Source organism: Rubritalea tangerina, from assembly GCF_042683245.1.
GTDB classification, from domain to species: Bacteria; Verrucomicrobiota; Verrucomicrobiia; order Verrucomicrobiales; family Akkermansiaceae; genus Rubritalea; species Rubritalea tangerina.
Map to the genome: position 1 here is coordinate 34,822 of NZ_JBHUJB010000021.1, position 16,149 is coordinate 50,970.

Below are 16,149 nucleotides of genomic sequence, written 5' to 3' on the forward strand. Positions count from 1 at the left end.
GTCAATCGAGCGGGGGCAGGAAATCGCCATTATTCGGGCGTCTATCGCCGAGAATGCGGGTGATGCTACCGAGCTCTGGGTGGCTGATAAAGAATGCGTAGCTGGAGACAGCATCTGGAGCGTGAGTATTATGGCTTCTGAAGTCGAACATACCGCGTAGGTCGGTGTGTCCATCTTTGAAGAACTCAGTGGTGCCGTCATTCAGGAGGGCGTAGACTTTAACGTAACATTTGGGTGTGGGGGTCTTGTTGTGGACGGCCTGGAGTATCCCATTGTGCTTATCAATAAGCATATTGAGCTTCGAGCTCTGGAGTGGGTGGATCCATTCTTTGCCCTCTTTGTTGATCACAAGGAGTCGGCTGCCAGTCTGGTAGGTTTCAGGAAGCTTTACCTCTGTAAGTGACTTGTCTGCGGGCAATTTGACTTGCAGTTCTTGGAGTGGGCGTATTGCTTTATAGTTTGTACTTTTTGAGTCAAGGAATGGGGCGTTAGAGAAGAGGACTTCAAGGTCCACTGGGTAGACTTGGATAGATATTTGATCTATTCCTTTATGTTCAATCTGCAGGGTGTTGTTTTTCTTGAGGTGGGCTGCCCAAAATTTCTGTTGGGTATCGCTGTCTCCATTTTCGGCAATCTGCATAATGGATTTCTCTGCGATTTGCTGTGATTGATCGAGTACTTGCTGAAACCTAGAGGTCCATGGTTCTGTAGATGACTTTACCCACTTTTGGGCGATGGGGGCTGCCAAGTTTGGTGAGCCATTGAGGAAATGGGTGTAGCAGGTGAGGTAGTCGAATTGCATTTTTGCGTCACTATCTTCCTTCGAGCAGGTTTGTAGAATTTCCTGTGCTAGGGAATTTCTTTGGTGGAGGAAGAGGTGGTAGACGAGGGTGAGTTTGGCATCGTTATCTAACTCGGGTAGCCAGATGAGTTGTTGGAGGAGGTTGAGGTAGTCAACGAAGACTTTCTCATTGCTGATGCGGTTACTGTGGATGAGTGGGTAACTTCTCGCGGTTATAAGTGGGCGCCATTCTGTGTCAGTAAATTGGTAGTTAGCATAAGGGTTGATGTCGCAGGTCTCAGAGGTGAAGTAGGTGCCAAAATAGTTAGAGCTTACTGTTGGGTTACTCAAGTAGTCAGCAAGTGTGTCAAGATCTCTGAGAGCAATAGCATGCGAGGTGAAGTGGGCTGTCGGCATCAGGCGCTCTTTTAGGATTGGCATGGCTTGCTGATAGAACTGGGGTTGAGCCATGCGTGAGCTTAGAGCTTCGACATTGATTGTGTGAGCGGGCCTCTTCTTGAGAGCATCAAGGATGGCGTTTTCGTCATTACCAAAGACGAGTTGCAACCAAGTGTCTTTCAATTCGACTGGTAGGTGGTCGACGACATTCATTGTTTGAGTTTGGATGTCAGCTACTTGAGCTCCATTTTCGTGAACTTGTGGTGGGTAGTGCTGGTGTTCTCCCTTTTTAGGAAAATAGAAGCGGATGACGTGTTGCCAGCTACTGTGTGGGCTCAGGGTAGTGCTGAGCGAGAGCAGTGTGTCTGGGGTGTCGAGTGGGATCGCGCCTGAGGGGATTTGACGTAGGATATCAATTTCACGAGCGATGCCGGATGGGTTGGTTATGACAAGGTGTGCCTCGTAGGGGGTGAGGGTTTGAAAAGAGCCGGTGATGGTGTTTTCACGTTCTCTGCCGTACTGGTCTTCTGAAATTCTGTCGCCTTGGCGGAAGTAACGAAGGTTTGCGAGAAGTTTGTCGCCAACAGTTTTGGAGGGCTGTAGGTCTCTGTAAAAGAGCAGCATTGCTTTGTTAGCGGTTATCTGCATCGAGTTTCTCTCTATCTTCACCTTTGGTTTTTCACTTTTGAATGGGAGGTCAGATAGAGCGAGAGTGATTAGCGCCTCATGCGGGGTGTTTTTGCACTCTGCGAAATGTGGACTCAGGAATGGTTGGTTCGCGGGAGATTGTGCGAATTGTATCCAGAAGCGATTTGCTTGGATATCGAGGGAGCCATTTAGTTGTTTATGTTTAAAATAGTAGGCGTCTTCGTAGGCTTTAGTTTCATGGGGGAGAGCTGCCTCATCAATGATCAATGCTGAAGAGTTATCTACACTCTCAGCGAATGGGTCATCGCTAAATGCGTCTGAGGCAATTTTTTCTTCAGGGGTCGTAATATTAGAGCGGGATCTTAGTGTAATGGTGTCTTCTAGCTTACTTGTTGATGGGCTACGAAGTTCTGTCGTCAGCATCTCTATCATATCGAGATTGTTTGCGGTGTTTCTGATGGTTATTGTGTTGGTTGCTCGGTTGAAGCTGGCGCTGGCACCCTCTGGGAATGTGATGCCTGCAGACTCTAGGAGTTCTTTTAGAGGAGGTTGGGCAGTTAGACGGTTTGGGGTGTCGTCGGCGAATGGGTCATCCATGCTGCCACTGCCGTCGTTCAGTAGGGTCATGAAATCCGGTGGGACTTGGACGTTTCTGGTGTAGAAGTCAGTGTTGTCGAAGTCCGTGGCAGGCAGAATAGAGATGGCGCCATTTTCGACTTTGTAGCGGGTCTGAGTCATATCGCACAGCTGCTGGAGGACTATTTCCAGAGGAACGTTTTTAAGCTGCAGTGAGCGAATGAGGGGGGGCTTGGAGCCACCGAACTCACTGTTGTTTGAATGGGGAGATAATGTGGTGCTTAATGAGAAGTGGACGCCTTTCTTTTGTGGATCTAACTCCAGGGTGTCTAGTTCTCGCGCGCGTGAATATAGGATGTCGATGGCTTGGGCGAGTGAGATATTTTGAAAATTAACCGATGGGAGTATGATGTTCTGGAGTTTTCTTCTAATGTAGATGGATGAGGCGTCTGGGGCTAGGCTGAGTTTCATGAAGTCCAAGTCGCTCTCGAAGCCTTGTTTGAGGAGGGAGGTGAAAAGTATAGTCTCAGCTTCTGAGTCAGGCTTTACACGTTCATATTCGGCCTCCAAGTGTGCTTTGATCGCGTTAGACTTGAGCTGTTGTGCGAGTATGGCCTTTTCGATTGTGTTTAGGTTGTGGAAGTAGCGTGGTTTGGCGTAATGGCTGAGGTCGTGGCCAAGGAGGTAGTGGTCGATGAAGTCTTTGCGACGTTTATTGACTAGTGTGGGTTTGATGTGGGTGTTGAACCAATCATTATCGTGTTGATGAATGAAGAGGTGGCATTCATGGGAATGAATTTTTGAAACAAGTTGGAGGCGTTCTTGTTGATTGAGTGTTGGCCACTGCAGAAGTGGCGCGAACTGGTTGAGCTTGTCTCTGAACTCGGATGTTGAGGCGTGGGTATGGAAGTAACTAAAGAGGTTATCGAGGGTTGTGTATGATTTCCACTCGGCATCGACGATGTTTTCGATTGTGACCGACGCTTTGGGTTTGAGTATAGCGTATGTCTCGGTCGCCTTGAAGGAGGTTTTTGGTTCGAGGGATTTTGCAAGTCTGAGATCGATTTTTTTGATATCTTGCGAGCCTAGAGTAAGCTGTTGTGCGTCGAACTGAGGGCCTTGTGTTAGGATGGCATCGATACGCTGGAAGCCTTGGAATTTGTCTAAATTGATCTCAAGTTTTCCTTGTTGGTTTGGTGTTAGGTTTGCGATCACCTTTGCAGGTTCAGAGAGGAAGTGGATTGGGCTGCTCGTTCTGGGGTGGCTATGGGGGGCATATTTTTTTGCTGATTTTTTGGCGACTGATCCAAAACCGCGTCTACCTCCAGATCCGAAGCCCCCTTCTTCTAACTCACTTAAGTAGGATGCTGAATTTTGGGTTTGCCATGGGTAAATGTGCCAGGCTGGACGTTCGAGCATATTACCGAGTTTATCTCCGTGTGATCTACGATTGAGGATGTATTGGTATTCTTCGGAGAGGTTGCCGCCATTGTTATAGATGGATGGGGTGAATCCAAAGTGGAAATCTGTTGGTGAGCTGATGCGTGGGGGCTCTGGGAGGTAGGGTGTTGTATTAGTGGAATAATGGTAGGCGAGTAGATGGATACGAGTGTGTTGATTTGAGTCACTGAGTTGGACAGTTAATTTGGACTCCGTGGTGTTGAGATCGATGATTTGTGGGGAGTTTGGGAGGGGGGTGGCAAGTGCTCGACCAGCTTGTGTCCACCATTGATTTTGTGGGGTTGCCTGAAGGACTTCAAACTTATGAGGGAGGTAGCCTGGAACTATGAGGGAGTAATTTCCTGCGGGTAGCTGTGCAATTTCTAGCTGCTTGTTGGTGAGTGAGAGTTTGTTGAAGTGGTTGGTTTTTGCTCCATCGATTTGGCGCAGAGAGAAGGTTGTGTTAGAGAGCTTATGTGGGGATCTGAGTTGGAGTTTGATTGGTGTGTCAGTTAAGAAATGAGAAGAAAGTGGCGTGAGGGATTTTTGAGGGGTGAGTGTGAGAGTGGATGCAGCAATTCCCTCTGAGGTGGAGACTTTGAGTGATTTTATTTGATGGAGTTGTCCTAGATTAATTTGGCCATCTTGATCGGTCTTTAAGTAGAGGGTGATGGGGGAGTGGAATTGATTATGAGTGAATGAGATTGCAAGGTTTTGGTTAGGCCAGGGTTCGCCGTTGCGGCCAAGACATTGGAGTAGCCAATCGTTATTTTGATTTTTGTAAAAATAATGGTGAGCAATTTCTTCAGTATTCGGCTCAGCAGTGACGGGGATGTTCTTCTTTGTCTTTAGGGTAAGAGCTTGAGTACGTGGTGAACTCGGTTTGAGCACGCAGCGAAGCTCTAGCGTGAGTGTCTTGAGCCCTTTGGGGACAGTGAATCCAAGTTTAAGGAAGTCGTTAGGTGAAATTTTGATTTCAGAGCGGGCGAGTTCAATCGTTTGGCCGTCGATGAGTTCTCCGGTGATGGTGGCGTGGCTAGAATTGATGCGTGAGAGGTCGCCCAATTTGCCATTGACTAAAAAGTTAGGTTTGAAGTGTAAGCTGGCTGGGTGGTCTGCGAGCCATTGCTCTGGGTGGCTGATTGTTGAGACTTGGAGCGACTGATTGAGCTTACTACGTTCGATGTTGATGATTTTTGTGATTCCATTTTTCCGGTCTTTACTAGGAAGGTGGAGAATAGCTGGGGTGTTGGTGTGGATGGGCGAGTAGGGGAGTTTGATTTGCCCACGTTCATCACTGAGGTAGGTCTTATTTCTGAGGATTACTTCAGCACCCTTGAGTGGGGTGCCGTCGTAATCACTAAGTAGCATCTCGAGGCCATTGCCCGTGTCTCTTATTGCGTGGTGGACTTCACCTTTATGGATGAGTGCGCTGCAGCGTTTGCCATTGGCAAAAATTTCAACCATCCAGCTACCTATGCCTTTCAACTCTGGGAGTTCTAAGTCGGTGCGATGGCGCAAAAACTTAGGCTTATCAATTTCAATAACTTGTGTGGAATTGGGTGATAGGCTGCTTAGGTCTAACGAGTTGGTTATTTCCTTGTTGGTTTCTTTAGTGTAATGGAGGCTATCGAGAGCGTAGATCGAGACAGTTATTTGCTGAATGTTTTTGAGGTCGAGTTTAAGCTTAACAGTATCGTCTTGCTTCCAATGGTTGGGGGTGGAATCAGCGATGTTTAGCTCACGGCTGTCTCTGAGAGTTTCAAACTCTTCGGCGCTCAGGCCTTGTTGGGTTTTGTTGCTAGGTTCACCTGACAGAAGTTGGGCAATAGTGGCGCGTTTCTTAAAATATTTGTCGTTAAAGAAGGGGGCGATGGATTCATGATTGTTAGAGTCCGCGAGTAGGTGATCTAGGTAGCGCTCAATGAGTGGGAGTTCGGGTCCGATGGGAGTGAGCTTTGTCCAGTCATGGAATGATTTGCTGGTGTTGATGGGGGCGAATTTGGAGGTTCTTTTTCGCCATACTGGGGAATGAGTGCGAGGGAGGTTGAGGTAGCGAAGAAAGAGGTCCTTTGTGTAGGTGTCCTGGTTGGCGGATGCTTGGAGGCGGTGGTAAAGAACGTTTGCTTTTAGTGAATCATACGCGGCGGGTAGTTTGGAGACGTAGGAGTCGAGTTGTTCGAGCCATTCGAGTTCTCTTTCGGGGAATCGGGCAAAGTTTTTTGTGTCTATCGGGCGCATCGCGGAGATGCGTAGTGCGATGAAGTGGTTTGAATGGCGGATTTTTGGGATTTGTGTGGCAATCGTATCAAGTTGTTTGAGCGAGAGTTGATTTGCGCAGGCGATTTGATTGAGCTCGATCCCTCCGGGTTCTTTGAAGTTTTCGACGATGAGGGGGAGGATGCCAGGGGTGTCAGGCCTTGTGATTTTCTTGAGGATGGTGATGCGTTCTTGTTTGGTCCAGTTGTGACCATTTGAAATGAGCTCTCTCCAATAGTCCTTTGTGGTTGCGTTAAGTAATTTGTTTGGGGTGAGTGTGCCTAGTGAATCAAGGAAGGCTTTTCGATTTACTTTATTGGGATCCAGAGTGCTTGGAGTTTTGTCCATTTGGTTATTGGGGTTTTGTTTGAGGTGCACCTGATCTAGTTCCAGGATTCTCATGAGAGCCTCAGCGGATCCTGCTTTATTGGCTTCATAATCGAGGATGGTTTGTCGATTGAGCAATTGGGTGGCGCGGGTTGGCGGGGAGTTTTTGTAGATGCGTTTCCACATCTGCATCGTTTTGAGGAAGTTCTCAGTTTCGCCATTTTGTTGGAAATAAAGTGCGTGAAAGAAGTGGTAGTCGTCGGTTCCTGGAGTGAGTGATTGGAGGAACGTTTTTTTGTCTTCGCTAAGAATCCATTGTTCATCAATGGGTGTCTGGAATTCAGCACGGAGTGAGTGTGCTGTGAGCAATGAGAGTGAGGCGAGGACACGTAGGATCATGATGTTAAACTACGAAAGTGCGGAGGTTTACGTCGAGAATTTTGTTAGTCTTAGTATTTGGGGGGATGTGACTGTGTTAGGTAGAATCGATGCTTTCACTCGTCATGCATCTACGATAGTGGTTAGGGATGCGATTATTGGGTATTATCTTGTTAGCTATGAGTGTGATGCGTTTGGGTGCGATGGAATGTCGCATTCAATTGAGTAGCCCTCAGAGGTTTACTGATGGTGTGGTGTATATTGGCACTGCGCAGCAGAAGCAGAAGGTGCCGATCCAGAGGTCGGGATTAGGAGGAGAAGTTCATTATGAGGGGGAGTCCAGCTTTTTGGTTTTTGAATCTGAGGATGCGCGTGAGCCTATTGCTGAAGTGAGTTTGCCTGAGGGAGGGAAGCATTTCATGGTGGCCTTAGTGCCATTACCAGCAGAGATGATGGTGAGCGTGGTGAGGGATCTTGAGAAAGATGACTTACAAGGTGGTGAGAGGATGGTGGTGAATAGATTACCAAACAAAATACAGGTAGAATTGTCGCCGGTGTTGCCAATGGAGCGTGGGGCGGAGGATAATTTTCTGGCGGAATGTGAGAGTGTGGGGGTGCTAAAAGTGCCGACCTTCGAGAGGAAATTGGTTCATTTTGCAGCGATGCCTGTGGTGGTTGAGCAAGAGCTTGATGGTGAGTGGAAGATGGTTACTCAGGGGCGTTGGTTTCATATGCCGCAAAAGAAAGCCTATGTGATTCTTACTCCGCGTGAGAAGGGCCGTGTGAATCTATACACGGTCACCTTGAATTAATTCTGATTGGGGGTTGCTTAGAGGCAGGAGGATCAGTACCTCTCGGGTGAGATGACGGACTGGATTGCATTGGATAAAGCGCATTGTTGGCACCCATTCACTCGGCAAGCTGAGTGGACTTCGGAAGAGAGCAAGCCGTTGATGTTGGTGCGCGGGGAGGGAGTTTGGTTAGAAGATGCTAAGGGGCAGCGCTACATTGATGGTAATGCATCGATATGGACAAATATTCACGGTCACGCTCATCCCGTTATTAACGCTGCTATCTCGGAGCAACTTTCGCGGGTGGCGCACACGTCTTTTCTTGGATATTCGCATCCATTGGCGGCGGAGCTCTCTGAGCGCTTGGTGCGGTTCTTTCCGGAGACTACTCTGCAGAGGGTGTTCTTTTCGGACGACGGCTCGACGGCTCTTGAGTGTGCTTTGAAGATGGCGATTCAATACCGTTTACAGAGTGGGGAGGAGGGGCGTACAGAGTTTGTGGCATTTGCTAATGGCTACCATGGTGACACTATGGGGGCTGCTTCGTTAGGTGGAGTGAATGCCTTTTTTGAGCGCTTTCGTAAATTTGGTTTTCCGGTGCGTTTCGTCAGTTCCTTGGCTGAACTGCAGGAATTGGAGGGGCTTGATTCGGTGGCTGGTGTGGTGATTGAACCTCTCGTCCAGGGGGTGAATCAGATTCACGTCTGGCCTGAGGGGATGTTGCGTGACTTGCGCGCCTTTACTGAGGCGCAGGGGATTCATCTTATCCTAGATGAAGTCATGACTGGTTTTGGGCGGACCGGAACGATGTTTGCTTGCCAGCGAGAAAATGTGGTTCCTGATTTTTTGTGTCTCGCGAAGGGGCTTACTGGGGGATATTTGCCGATGGCGGCGACTTTGGTGCGCGAGGAGATTTATGAGGCGTTTTTAGGGGATGCGAGCAAGGCCTTTTACTACGGCCATAGTTATACGGCTAACCCGCTCGGGTGTGCTGCGGCATTGGCTAATTTAGATATTTTTGAATCTGAGAGTACATTGGAAAAGTTGCCCGCCAAGGTGGACTATCTTGCTGGAAGATTGCAGCGTCTGGCAGAAGAGAGCCCCTATGTTTCGGAGGTGAGGCAATGTGGTGTGGTTGTTGGGATTGAACTGCGCGATGCTGAGGGGAAGGCTTTCGCGCCAGCTCGCCGCGTGGGTGAGCAAGTGTGCGTGGCGGCGAGGCGCTATGGTCTTTTGACGCGCCCTATCTTGGACACCCTTGTTTTCTTGCCACCTTTGTCGATTACAGAAGAAGAAATTGATTTGGCCTTGGTGGCTATTGCTCAAGGTATTAGTGCTGTTTTGGGCCAGGAGTCGCCAGATTTAAGCAATTGAGTGATTGACAGTGACTGGGGTAGAGGTTAACAACTGCCCGCGCCGCAAGCGTTCAGCTTAAGGTGTCAACAAATCAGAAGGCGGAGTGGCCAAGTGGTCTAAGGCGTCAGTTTGCAAAACCGATATTCGCGGGTTCGAATCCCGCCTCCGCCTCCAATTGTTCAAATAATGGTCACCAATCGGTGGCCTTTTTTTTGTTGGCGGTGCGGGGTGAGAACGCAGTTCGACTACGGAGCGTGTGGCACGCGGCGGCTTATACGAAATGCTGAGGTGCATTTTGCTCACTGTAGGTCACGAGTGGAGCGAGAATCATCCCGCCTCTAATTTTCTAAATTGTGGCAGCCTGTGAGGCTGCCTTTTTTGCAGGGAGGGATGAAGATCAGTTCTGGAGGATATTTCTGTGTCACACTGCGTTGTCCACTTTACGAAGTGGGCATCGTGTTCGCCAATAGTTGGGGCGTTCCGATGATAATTTAGAGTCGGCCCCGCATCTATTGTTGGTTTGTGGTGGGACCGCTATGCTACACTCCCATTGTAAATACTCTCTCCGTTGTCAGGGTATTTTTGAAGGACGTGTTGATAGAGGGCTCCGCATTTCGCCTCGAAGAGGTCGATGGTGTATGCCTCTGGCAGTCCTGCATCGAGCATTTCTTCGATCGCAATACGTACTGCGGCTCTAGCAGTGCGCTTCTGTCTCCATGAGAGAACGAGCTTCTCAGTTTTGAGGATAGCTAACATGTCACGGCACACCCTCTTGATTTCGGTTGTTTCTTTGTCGGTTAGGTCTGGTCCCGGGCGAGTGAGGATGTCGAAGACTGCGAGCTCTTCCTCGGATAGGCCTTCACGGATGTGGCGTTCTTCTTCCTCTGTGAGCTCCATGGAGAGAGCTACCAGTTCTTTGAAGAGTTCCTCTATGTTGTGCGCTCCACTGTTGTATTCTTCGATCATCCGCTCGAAGCGTTCGAGATAGTCATAGCGAGAGCTGTTCAAGCGAATCAGCTTATTGAGCTTCTGTTCGATAAGGGTCCGGAGTTTCTGGGCTTCGGTGTTCTTGGTGTTCGTCTTGGCGAACTTCTTCTCTAGCGCCTCGAAGTCGATAGAGCTGAGGTCAATGGTTTGAGCCGCTTCACCTGGCTCTAAGCCTGCTTCAGACACGATGTTAGTGTCGAGCTTGTTACCGATCTCTTGAAGCACCTGTGTGATGTCAGCGGGTGCTTTCGTCGCTTGGATAGCTTTCGCGATTTCACGTGCGACTTGGCACTTGGGTGCGAGATCAGGAATGATCGGGTCAGGCATCACCGCCTTATAGAGCTTGGTAACATCTGCTGCATGAGCTAGGTAGTTGTCCTTGATCTCATCGTTCTTTAGCAAAGCGTTCACAGCAGGCATGAAATGCTTCTGGGGATCAGCCATGACGTGATCGAGTACGATACTGTATTTCTTGCAGTAGTCGTCTGTCTGAGTCAGCGCAATCTTAAGCGCTTCCACGAGTTCGCTCTTGTCCTTCACAGGAAGTTCGCCACCTGTTGAACCAGAGCCATAGATGGCTAGAGCTTGTTCGAGAGCTTGGAAGACGTTGGCGTAATCGACGATCAGGCCATTGACCTTGTCACCATATGTCCGGTTCGCCCGGGCAATCGTCTGCATGAGCGTGTGCCCCTTCATCGGCTTATCGAGATAAAGGGTGGAGCAGTTAGGTGAGTCGAAACCTGTGAGCCACATCGCGCAGACGAAGGCGAGGCTGAAGGGGTCATCTGGATCTTTGAACTTGGTCTCGAGATCCTCGTTATTCATTCGCTCGCGGTGTGGTAGAATGTCGATGCCGTGCTTGGTCTTCATCTCCTCGACTTCATTCTGACCCGGGGAAACCACCACAGCCATGTCGGTGTCATTGAGGATGCAGAGGCGTTCATGGAGCGGGGCGTAGTCCTTCGACTGGGGGCTGAGCTTGATCAGCCTCTCGCGGACGCGCTCACGTTCTGTTACCCACTCGCTATGTACCTTTTCGTACATTTTTAGAGTAGTCGGCTTATCGATGGATACGACCATTGCTTTGCCTTGATAACCACGGTTGAGGTAGTGGTGAACGATGTCCTTGGCAATAGTGTCGAGTCGATCCTCGCGAGTGATGAGGTGGTATTTCTTCCCTAACACACGCTCGAGCTTTTGCTCTTGATCATCGTCAAGGTTCGCATCCTCGATTACCTCGTAGATTTCTTCGTTGAGGTCTGGGTTGGTGATCCCAAGCTCTGGAGTGCGGTTCTCGTAGAAGAGGGGAACTGTCGCTCCATCATCCACGGATTGCTTGAAGTCGTAGATACTCACGTAGTCACCGAAGACTTCTTTCGTGCGCTCTTCTCCAGAGATAAGTGGCGTCCCTGTGAAGGCCACAAACTTCGCGTTAGGCAATGCTGTACGCATGTTCATCGCCATGGTGTCGTACTGGCTTCGGTGGGCTTCGTCGGTCAGGACGATGATATCATTGCGCTCTGAGAGGATCGGGTGAGTGGTACCTGGCTCCGTACGGAACTTATGGATGAGGGTGAAGACGTAGCGGTGGTCTTGGCTTAGCAGCTCTCGTAGATGAGTGGAGCTGCTCGCGTGGCATTCTTTTCCCTTTGCTGCACCACAGGTGGCGAAGGTTCGGTAGAGTTGGGTGTCTAGCTCTGTGCGGTCAGTGATGACGACAAATGTCCAGTTACCACGAATGCGGCGGAAGACCTTCTCAGCAAAGAAGACCATGGAGTAACTCTTGCCCGAACCTTGGGTGTGCCAGAAGACACCGACTCGGTGATCCTCGGCTTTCTCTAGAGCTTCGACAGTTCTGTTGATTCCGAGGAATTGGTGGTTACGCGCTACCAGTTTGTGGACGGAACCTTTGTTCTCAGAGAAGAGAGTGAAGTTTTCTATGAGGTCGAGTAAGCGGCTGGCTTCGCAGGTGCCTAGGAGGAGGTTGTCGAGAGTAGTTTCTGGTGTCTCGCTCTCACTGGCTGCTTTCTTCCAGTCGTTGTAGTGTTCCCATGGGGCAGTGACACTGGCTACCTTATTCTCTATGCCGTTCGAAACAAGGATGAGGGCGTTGAAGTGGAAGAGCCGAGGGATAGTGGATTTGTAATCGCTTAGGTTCTTGTCGTAGGCCTCCTTGATGTGGACGCTTGGTTTCTTGAACTCCATGAGCGCCAGGGGGAGTCCGTTGACGAAGCCTATGCAATCAGTGCGGCGTGTGTAGTGTTCGCCCTCCACCCAGAACTGAGAGGTAAGGAAGAAGTCGTTGTTATCTGGGTTCTTCCAATCGATAACGGTGACAATCTTCTCTTCCTGCTGTTGAGTCTTGAGGTTCGTTACCTTCACTTTGATCCCGTTCTTCAGCAGCGTGTAGATCTCCCGATTCGCTTCGACTAGGCTGAGTGCTGAGCGGTCGAGTACCAGATCATCGATCGCTTGATTGATGCCGTCAGCAGGAACGTCAGGATTGAGTCTAGTCAGAGCTGCTTTGAGCCGGGAGGTGAGAACTACCTCGTGGCGAGACTTGCGTCCTAAGGTGCCAGACTCACCGAAGCTTTCGCTGTAGCAATTCAAGTACTCCCAGCCGAGCTGATCTTTCAGGATCTGAATGGCTGGTTGTTCTACGAGATGATCTTCGGTGTAGGAGGACATAGGAAGTTGCGGAGTAGTTTAGGTTTGTGGAAAAATATGACCGGGGCCCGCTAAGGAAGCTTGACAGATCGGAAGTAATAAGTTGACGGGGCGGGATATCTGTGCGAATAAATACTCAACACGGCCTCCGCCTCTTTCTTCGGAAACGCGGGGGTTTTCATTTTTCAGGGGAGCTGCTATTGCCATAGACTCCACCCTTCCCAGTTTTGAGGGCACCCCATTTGCTTTGTTGTACAATGCCCGTTGAGATCTTGGGGGAAATGGCTCATGTGTTCTTTGAAGCGTGTATGCCAGCTGCTGTTCGGACAGATCTCTTTCATGAGGCGCTGGAGAATACAAAAGAGAGCAAATGGACGCGCCTTGTGGGCTGCTCCTGAGACATGCTGGAGGTCACCTGCGGCAGTACCAGTAGGGAAGATGGGCTGATCAATAATGTTCCTATTCCACAGGCGTGAGTGATGAGCACAGAGGTTCCGTAGGTAGTTGAGAGAGCGAAGCCAAGAGCTGAGGTAGCGTCCATCGACTGCGTTGAACTTCCTTGCAATGGCGTCTCTGTCGCGACCTTTCATTCCAGCATAAAAGAATGAAAGAGTTCCGAAATCCCAGATTTCGATAGCCACCCATATCGGAAGGGGAAGTCCGTGCCTTTTCTTGTAATGATGGATGAAGTCTTCTTTAGAGCGTTTGATCAGCTTGTTGTAGCGGTCTACCCAGCCTTTATGGCTGGGAACTCTTCTCTTTGTGGGCTTGAGAAAGCTTTTATCCAGTAATGTTCCATTGATGTGAGCGAACTTATCGTGCTCACCTAAGACATGCGCGATCTCGACGCGGATTGCAATTTCGATACGCTCCAGCGCGTCCATCGCTAGTAGCCGTAATTTCTTATCAAAGACGTAGAGGTATACTGCGTCAATGAAGCGGGCGTCTGGTATGAATTGATCGTAGGTCTTCGTTGTGTTTCCAGAGGATATTTTATGACGATAGGGATACCAATAGCCACTGAGACGGTAGTAGCCGATACGCGCGAGGTACTCTTCCGCTGCTTGGTCATCTGTGACGACTAGTCCTCTACTCTTGAGGAGGGAGAGCTGATCAGAACGGTTTAACCATGGGCGAGTGTAAGGCATAGACGATGTACGACAAGATCAAGCTAAAGTTTAAAAAATAGGGGTCAAACAGTTATTTTGTTAGCTGTTCTTACGTTTTACTTCATCAAGGGTCTTACCGTCTGGGTATTTCCATTCTACCCAGCCGTTAGAGTTGCTGGCAAGGAGTACTGCTGCCGCTAAACTCGGAGAGTTGAAGGTGTGGTTCTTGGTGAACTGATAGGTGTCTGGATTTTCTCCGGGGATGAGGATGCCGTCCTCTAGCAGACCGTCGCGGTAGACTTGGATGTAGTTGTGGCTCGACTTAGTGAAGTTCTTGTTGGTGGTGGAGCCTGCGAAGACGGTGAGGCCATCGTCGGTGTATTCGCCGTGGGCGAGGGCTTTCTTGCCCTTGCAGGTGAGCTTCTCGCTGCGCTTCGGTTTCGTTGGTTTATCGAAGAGTGGGTAGCCGAGGGTGGAGGTCAGGGTGCTGATAGACTCGAAGTGGTCCATGAGGTCGGCAATGACAGGTTCGGAGACGTGTGCCTTCGGCGGGATATTGCCGTTCTCTAACTTGTAGCGACCGCTCGCTTCAGCTTGCTGATGACAGTACCACTCTAGGTACTTTACGTGCGCCTTGGTGAACTCTTGCGTCTTGGAGATGCAAACGACAGCTACGTTCCACCAGTCCTTCTGCTTGTTGTGCTGCTTCAGGCGTGTGCTACAGTCCTCAGCTTCACCGATATAGAGCTGAGTGAGCTTGCCGGGAGTCGTGTCGCCGAAGAGAAAGTAGACGCCCACATTACCCAACTCCTCGCGTTTGAGGGCGAGATCTAACTGAGTGCGTGGCACGAGGATCGTCTTGATCGTGCGGCTGGTGAACTCTGCGATCTTTAAACCGCGAGGGTTGCCGTCAGGAAGGAAGATCTGGATGGTCTTGGCGTGGGAGGTCACTACTCTGTAGGCGTGATCGAATCGCCATCTGCTTTCTCGTCTAGTTCGTCAGCAAGGTAAAGGAAACTTACAGATGGGAGATGGACTGGAGAATAAGGACCTTTGGACGTGTCAGTCTTGATCATGTCTCTCGCCATGCCGTAGAGCATGGACGGGGCGTTGACCCGGAAAACTCGATTTTTGTTCTCTACTTTTGTATTTGGGAGCCATGAAAAATAGCCTACAATGCGAAGGTGAAACAAGTAGGGGGCATTGATGTCATCAGGGGCCTCGTGTTGAACTTCGAGGAAACAAGCTTGTACGTCATTGCCTCCGTCGTCTTCTTGAGTGAAGGTGTCGAATATGACATTAACGTCGAGGCTTTTGGTTGAATGGACTATGTCCTCTTCGGGATTAAAGTTGGGGTCCATTTCAAACCCCTGTGATTGGATAAAATAATGGTCAAGCTGTAGTGCTGAGAGTTTCATGGCAGTCTAAAGTGAGTATTCAAGTTCATTGCATGCTACGTCATCACCAACCCAACGGTTTTCTGAGTCAGCAGTAATGAATGGGATGACATTCTCTTCTGCAGGCTTGATAAATCCGCAGTGCAGTTCTTCCAGAATATCTTCAGACGGTTTATAATGTTCAATGAGGCGAAGCAATAAGTTGAGTGAGCGTGATGGGCGTTCTCTGCCATTCTCCCATGTGCTGGGAGTCTTCGCTCCTAGGCCGAGTAATTCAGAGAAGCGACTTTGCTTTACCTGCAGCAGTGAAGTGCGTAGAGCCTTAATTTCCCCTGGCTGCATAAGACCCATGAAACGGGCTTTTGTTGCTTCTATTAGTTCAGTAGCGCCTTCAGCGAGGACTTCAGGGCCATCTTCGAAAAGGAGTCGAGCTGGAACTTTGATTGTTCTAACTTCTACCTTTTCAGGATCTCGTGGATTTGGGACGTGAACGTCGTAGTCGATGAGATACGTAGTATTTTCCATAACGATGTATTTTTTAGAGGTGATCATCACCTTTGTTAGGTAGATGAGCGGAAACGATGACGATTACTTTGTTATCAGGTAGTAGGGTGACCTTCCCATAGAGTTTCTTTCCATCGTGATAAAACCAGAAAGCCCATGTTTCTGAGCCTTCAGGTTGCCAGTCGAGATGAACTTTTTTTCCTATTACATCTCCGGAGACTTCAAGCGCCTGTCGCTGAGCATCCTTTAGATTGTATGACCAAGCGAGAGGGAATGTGGCAGACCACTCGCGTGAAGCCCTTGGATCGTAAATGACTTCTTTATCATCACGTCCAGTTCGTAAAATAGAGCAGACTTTCGTGCGCCATTCGGGAGGGATTGGTTGCTCAGTGTTTTGCTTGGGCTTTGGCATGACATGTAGTTAAGGTATGAATTAATACCTTTTTGTCAAATGATTAATAGTTGGCTCTATGAGATTGAATACATGTGGTGTGTTTACGTTTATTTAAGAGTCTTAAATAAAGTGAGTT

The 16,149-nt window shown here is 49.3% G+C and carries 9 protein-coding genes and 1 tRNA gene; 3 read left to right on the plus strand and 7 right to left on the minus strand.

Annotated elements, in window-relative coordinates; translation table 11 throughout:
* Position 1: 1 nt before the first annotated feature.
* Complete coding sequence (locus ACFSW8_RS04415) at positions 2-6,829, minus strand: hypothetical protein (RefSeq protein WP_377090274.1); 6,828 nt, start codon at positions 6,827-6,829, stop codon at positions 2-4.
* Positions 6,830-6,987: 158 nt separating this feature from the next.
* Between ACFSW8_RS04415 and ACFSW8_RS04420 the strand changes: the two genes are divergently transcribed.
* From ACFSW8_RS04420 to ACFSW8_RS04430, 3 genes are all read left to right on the plus strand, one after another.
* Complete coding sequence (locus ACFSW8_RS04420; protein WP_377177558.1) at positions 6,988-7,620, plus strand: hypothetical protein; 633 nt, start codon at positions 6,988-6,990, stop codon at positions 7,618-7,620.
* A 51-nt stretch (positions 7,621-7,671) separates the two neighbouring features.
* Positions 7,672-8,973, plus strand: a complete 1,302-nt coding sequence (gene bioA, locus ACFSW8_RS04425) for an adenosylmethionine--8-amino-7-oxononanoate transaminase (RefSeq protein WP_377090276.1) — start codon at positions 7,672-7,674, stop codon at positions 8,971-8,973.
* Positions 8,974-9,052: 79 nt separating this feature from the next.
* Positions 9,053-9,129: transfer RNA gene (locus ACFSW8_RS04430), tRNA-Cys, on the plus strand.
* Positions 9,130-9,489: 360 nt separating this feature from the next.
* On the opposite strand, the gene ACFSW8_RS04435 is transcribed toward ACFSW8_RS04430, so the two are convergent.
* From ACFSW8_RS04435 to ACFSW8_RS04460, 6 genes are all read right to left on the minus strand, one after another.
* Positions 9,490-12,630 (minus strand): type I restriction endonuclease subunit R, encoded by a 3,141-nt coding sequence (locus ACFSW8_RS04435; protein WP_377090281.1) that lies wholly within the window; start codon positions 12,628-12,630, stop codon positions 9,490-9,492.
* Between the two features lie 176 nt (positions 12,631-12,806).
* Entirely contained in the window at positions 12,807-13,757 is a 951-nt protein-coding gene (locus tag ACFSW8_RS04440; protein WP_377090282.1) for an Abi family protein, read from the minus strand.
* A 60-nt stretch (positions 13,758-13,817) separates the two neighbouring features.
* Entirely contained in the window at positions 13,818-14,669 is an 852-nt protein-coding gene (locus ACFSW8_RS04445) for a GIY-YIG nuclease family protein (protein WP_377090284.1), read from the minus strand.
* A complete protein-coding gene (locus tag ACFSW8_RS04450; protein ID WP_377090285.1) occupies positions 14,669-15,136 on the minus strand; it encodes a protein-export chaperone SecB in 468 nt (155 codons plus the stop codon). The genes ACFSW8_RS04445 and ACFSW8_RS04450 overlap by 1 nt, the downstream gene beginning before the upstream one ends.
* 6 nt (positions 15,137-15,142) lie before the next feature.
* Positions 15,143-15,640: a helix-turn-helix domain-containing protein gene (locus ACFSW8_RS04455; protein WP_377090286.1), complete on the minus strand. Its 498-nt coding sequence runs from the start codon at positions 15,638-15,640 to the stop codon at positions 15,143-15,145.
* A gap of 13 nt (positions 15,641-15,653) precedes the next feature.
* Positions 15,654-16,031, minus strand: coding sequence for a hypothetical protein (locus ACFSW8_RS04460; protein ID WP_377090287.1), 378 nt, complete (start codon positions 16,029-16,031; stop codon positions 15,654-15,656).
* Positions 16,032-16,149: the final 118 nt, after the last annotated feature.

Coding starts and splice junctions, on each gene's coding strand:
- ACFSW8_RS04415 (WP_377090274.1), bottom strand. CDS start 6,829: ATGATCCTACGTGTCCTCGCCTCACTCTCATTGCTCACAGCACACTCA.
- ACFSW8_RS04420 (WP_377177558.1), top strand. CDS start 6,988: ATGAGTGTGATGCGTTTGGGTGCGATGGAATGTCGCATTCAATTGAGT.
- bioA (WP_377090276.1), top strand. CDS start 7,672: ATGACGGACTGGATTGCATTGGATAAAGCGCATTGTTGGCACCCATTC.
- ACFSW8_RS04435 (WP_377090281.1), bottom strand. CDS start 12,630: ATGTCCTCCTACACCGAAGATCATCTCGTAGAACAACCAGCCATTCAG.
- ACFSW8_RS04440 (WP_377090282.1), bottom strand. CDS start 13,757: ATGCCTTACACTCGCCCATGGTTAAACCGTTCTGATCAGCTCTCCCTC.
- ACFSW8_RS04450 (WP_377090285.1), bottom strand. CDS start 15,136: ATGAAACTCTCAGCACTACAGCTTGACCATTATTTTATCCAATCACAG.
- ACFSW8_RS04455 (WP_377090286.1), bottom strand. CDS start 15,640: ATGGAAAATACTACGTATCTCATCGACTACGACGTTCACGTCCCAAAT.
- ACFSW8_RS04460 (WP_377090287.1), bottom strand. CDS start 16,031: ATGCCAAAGCCCAAGCAAAACACTGAGCAACCAATCCCTCCCGAATGG.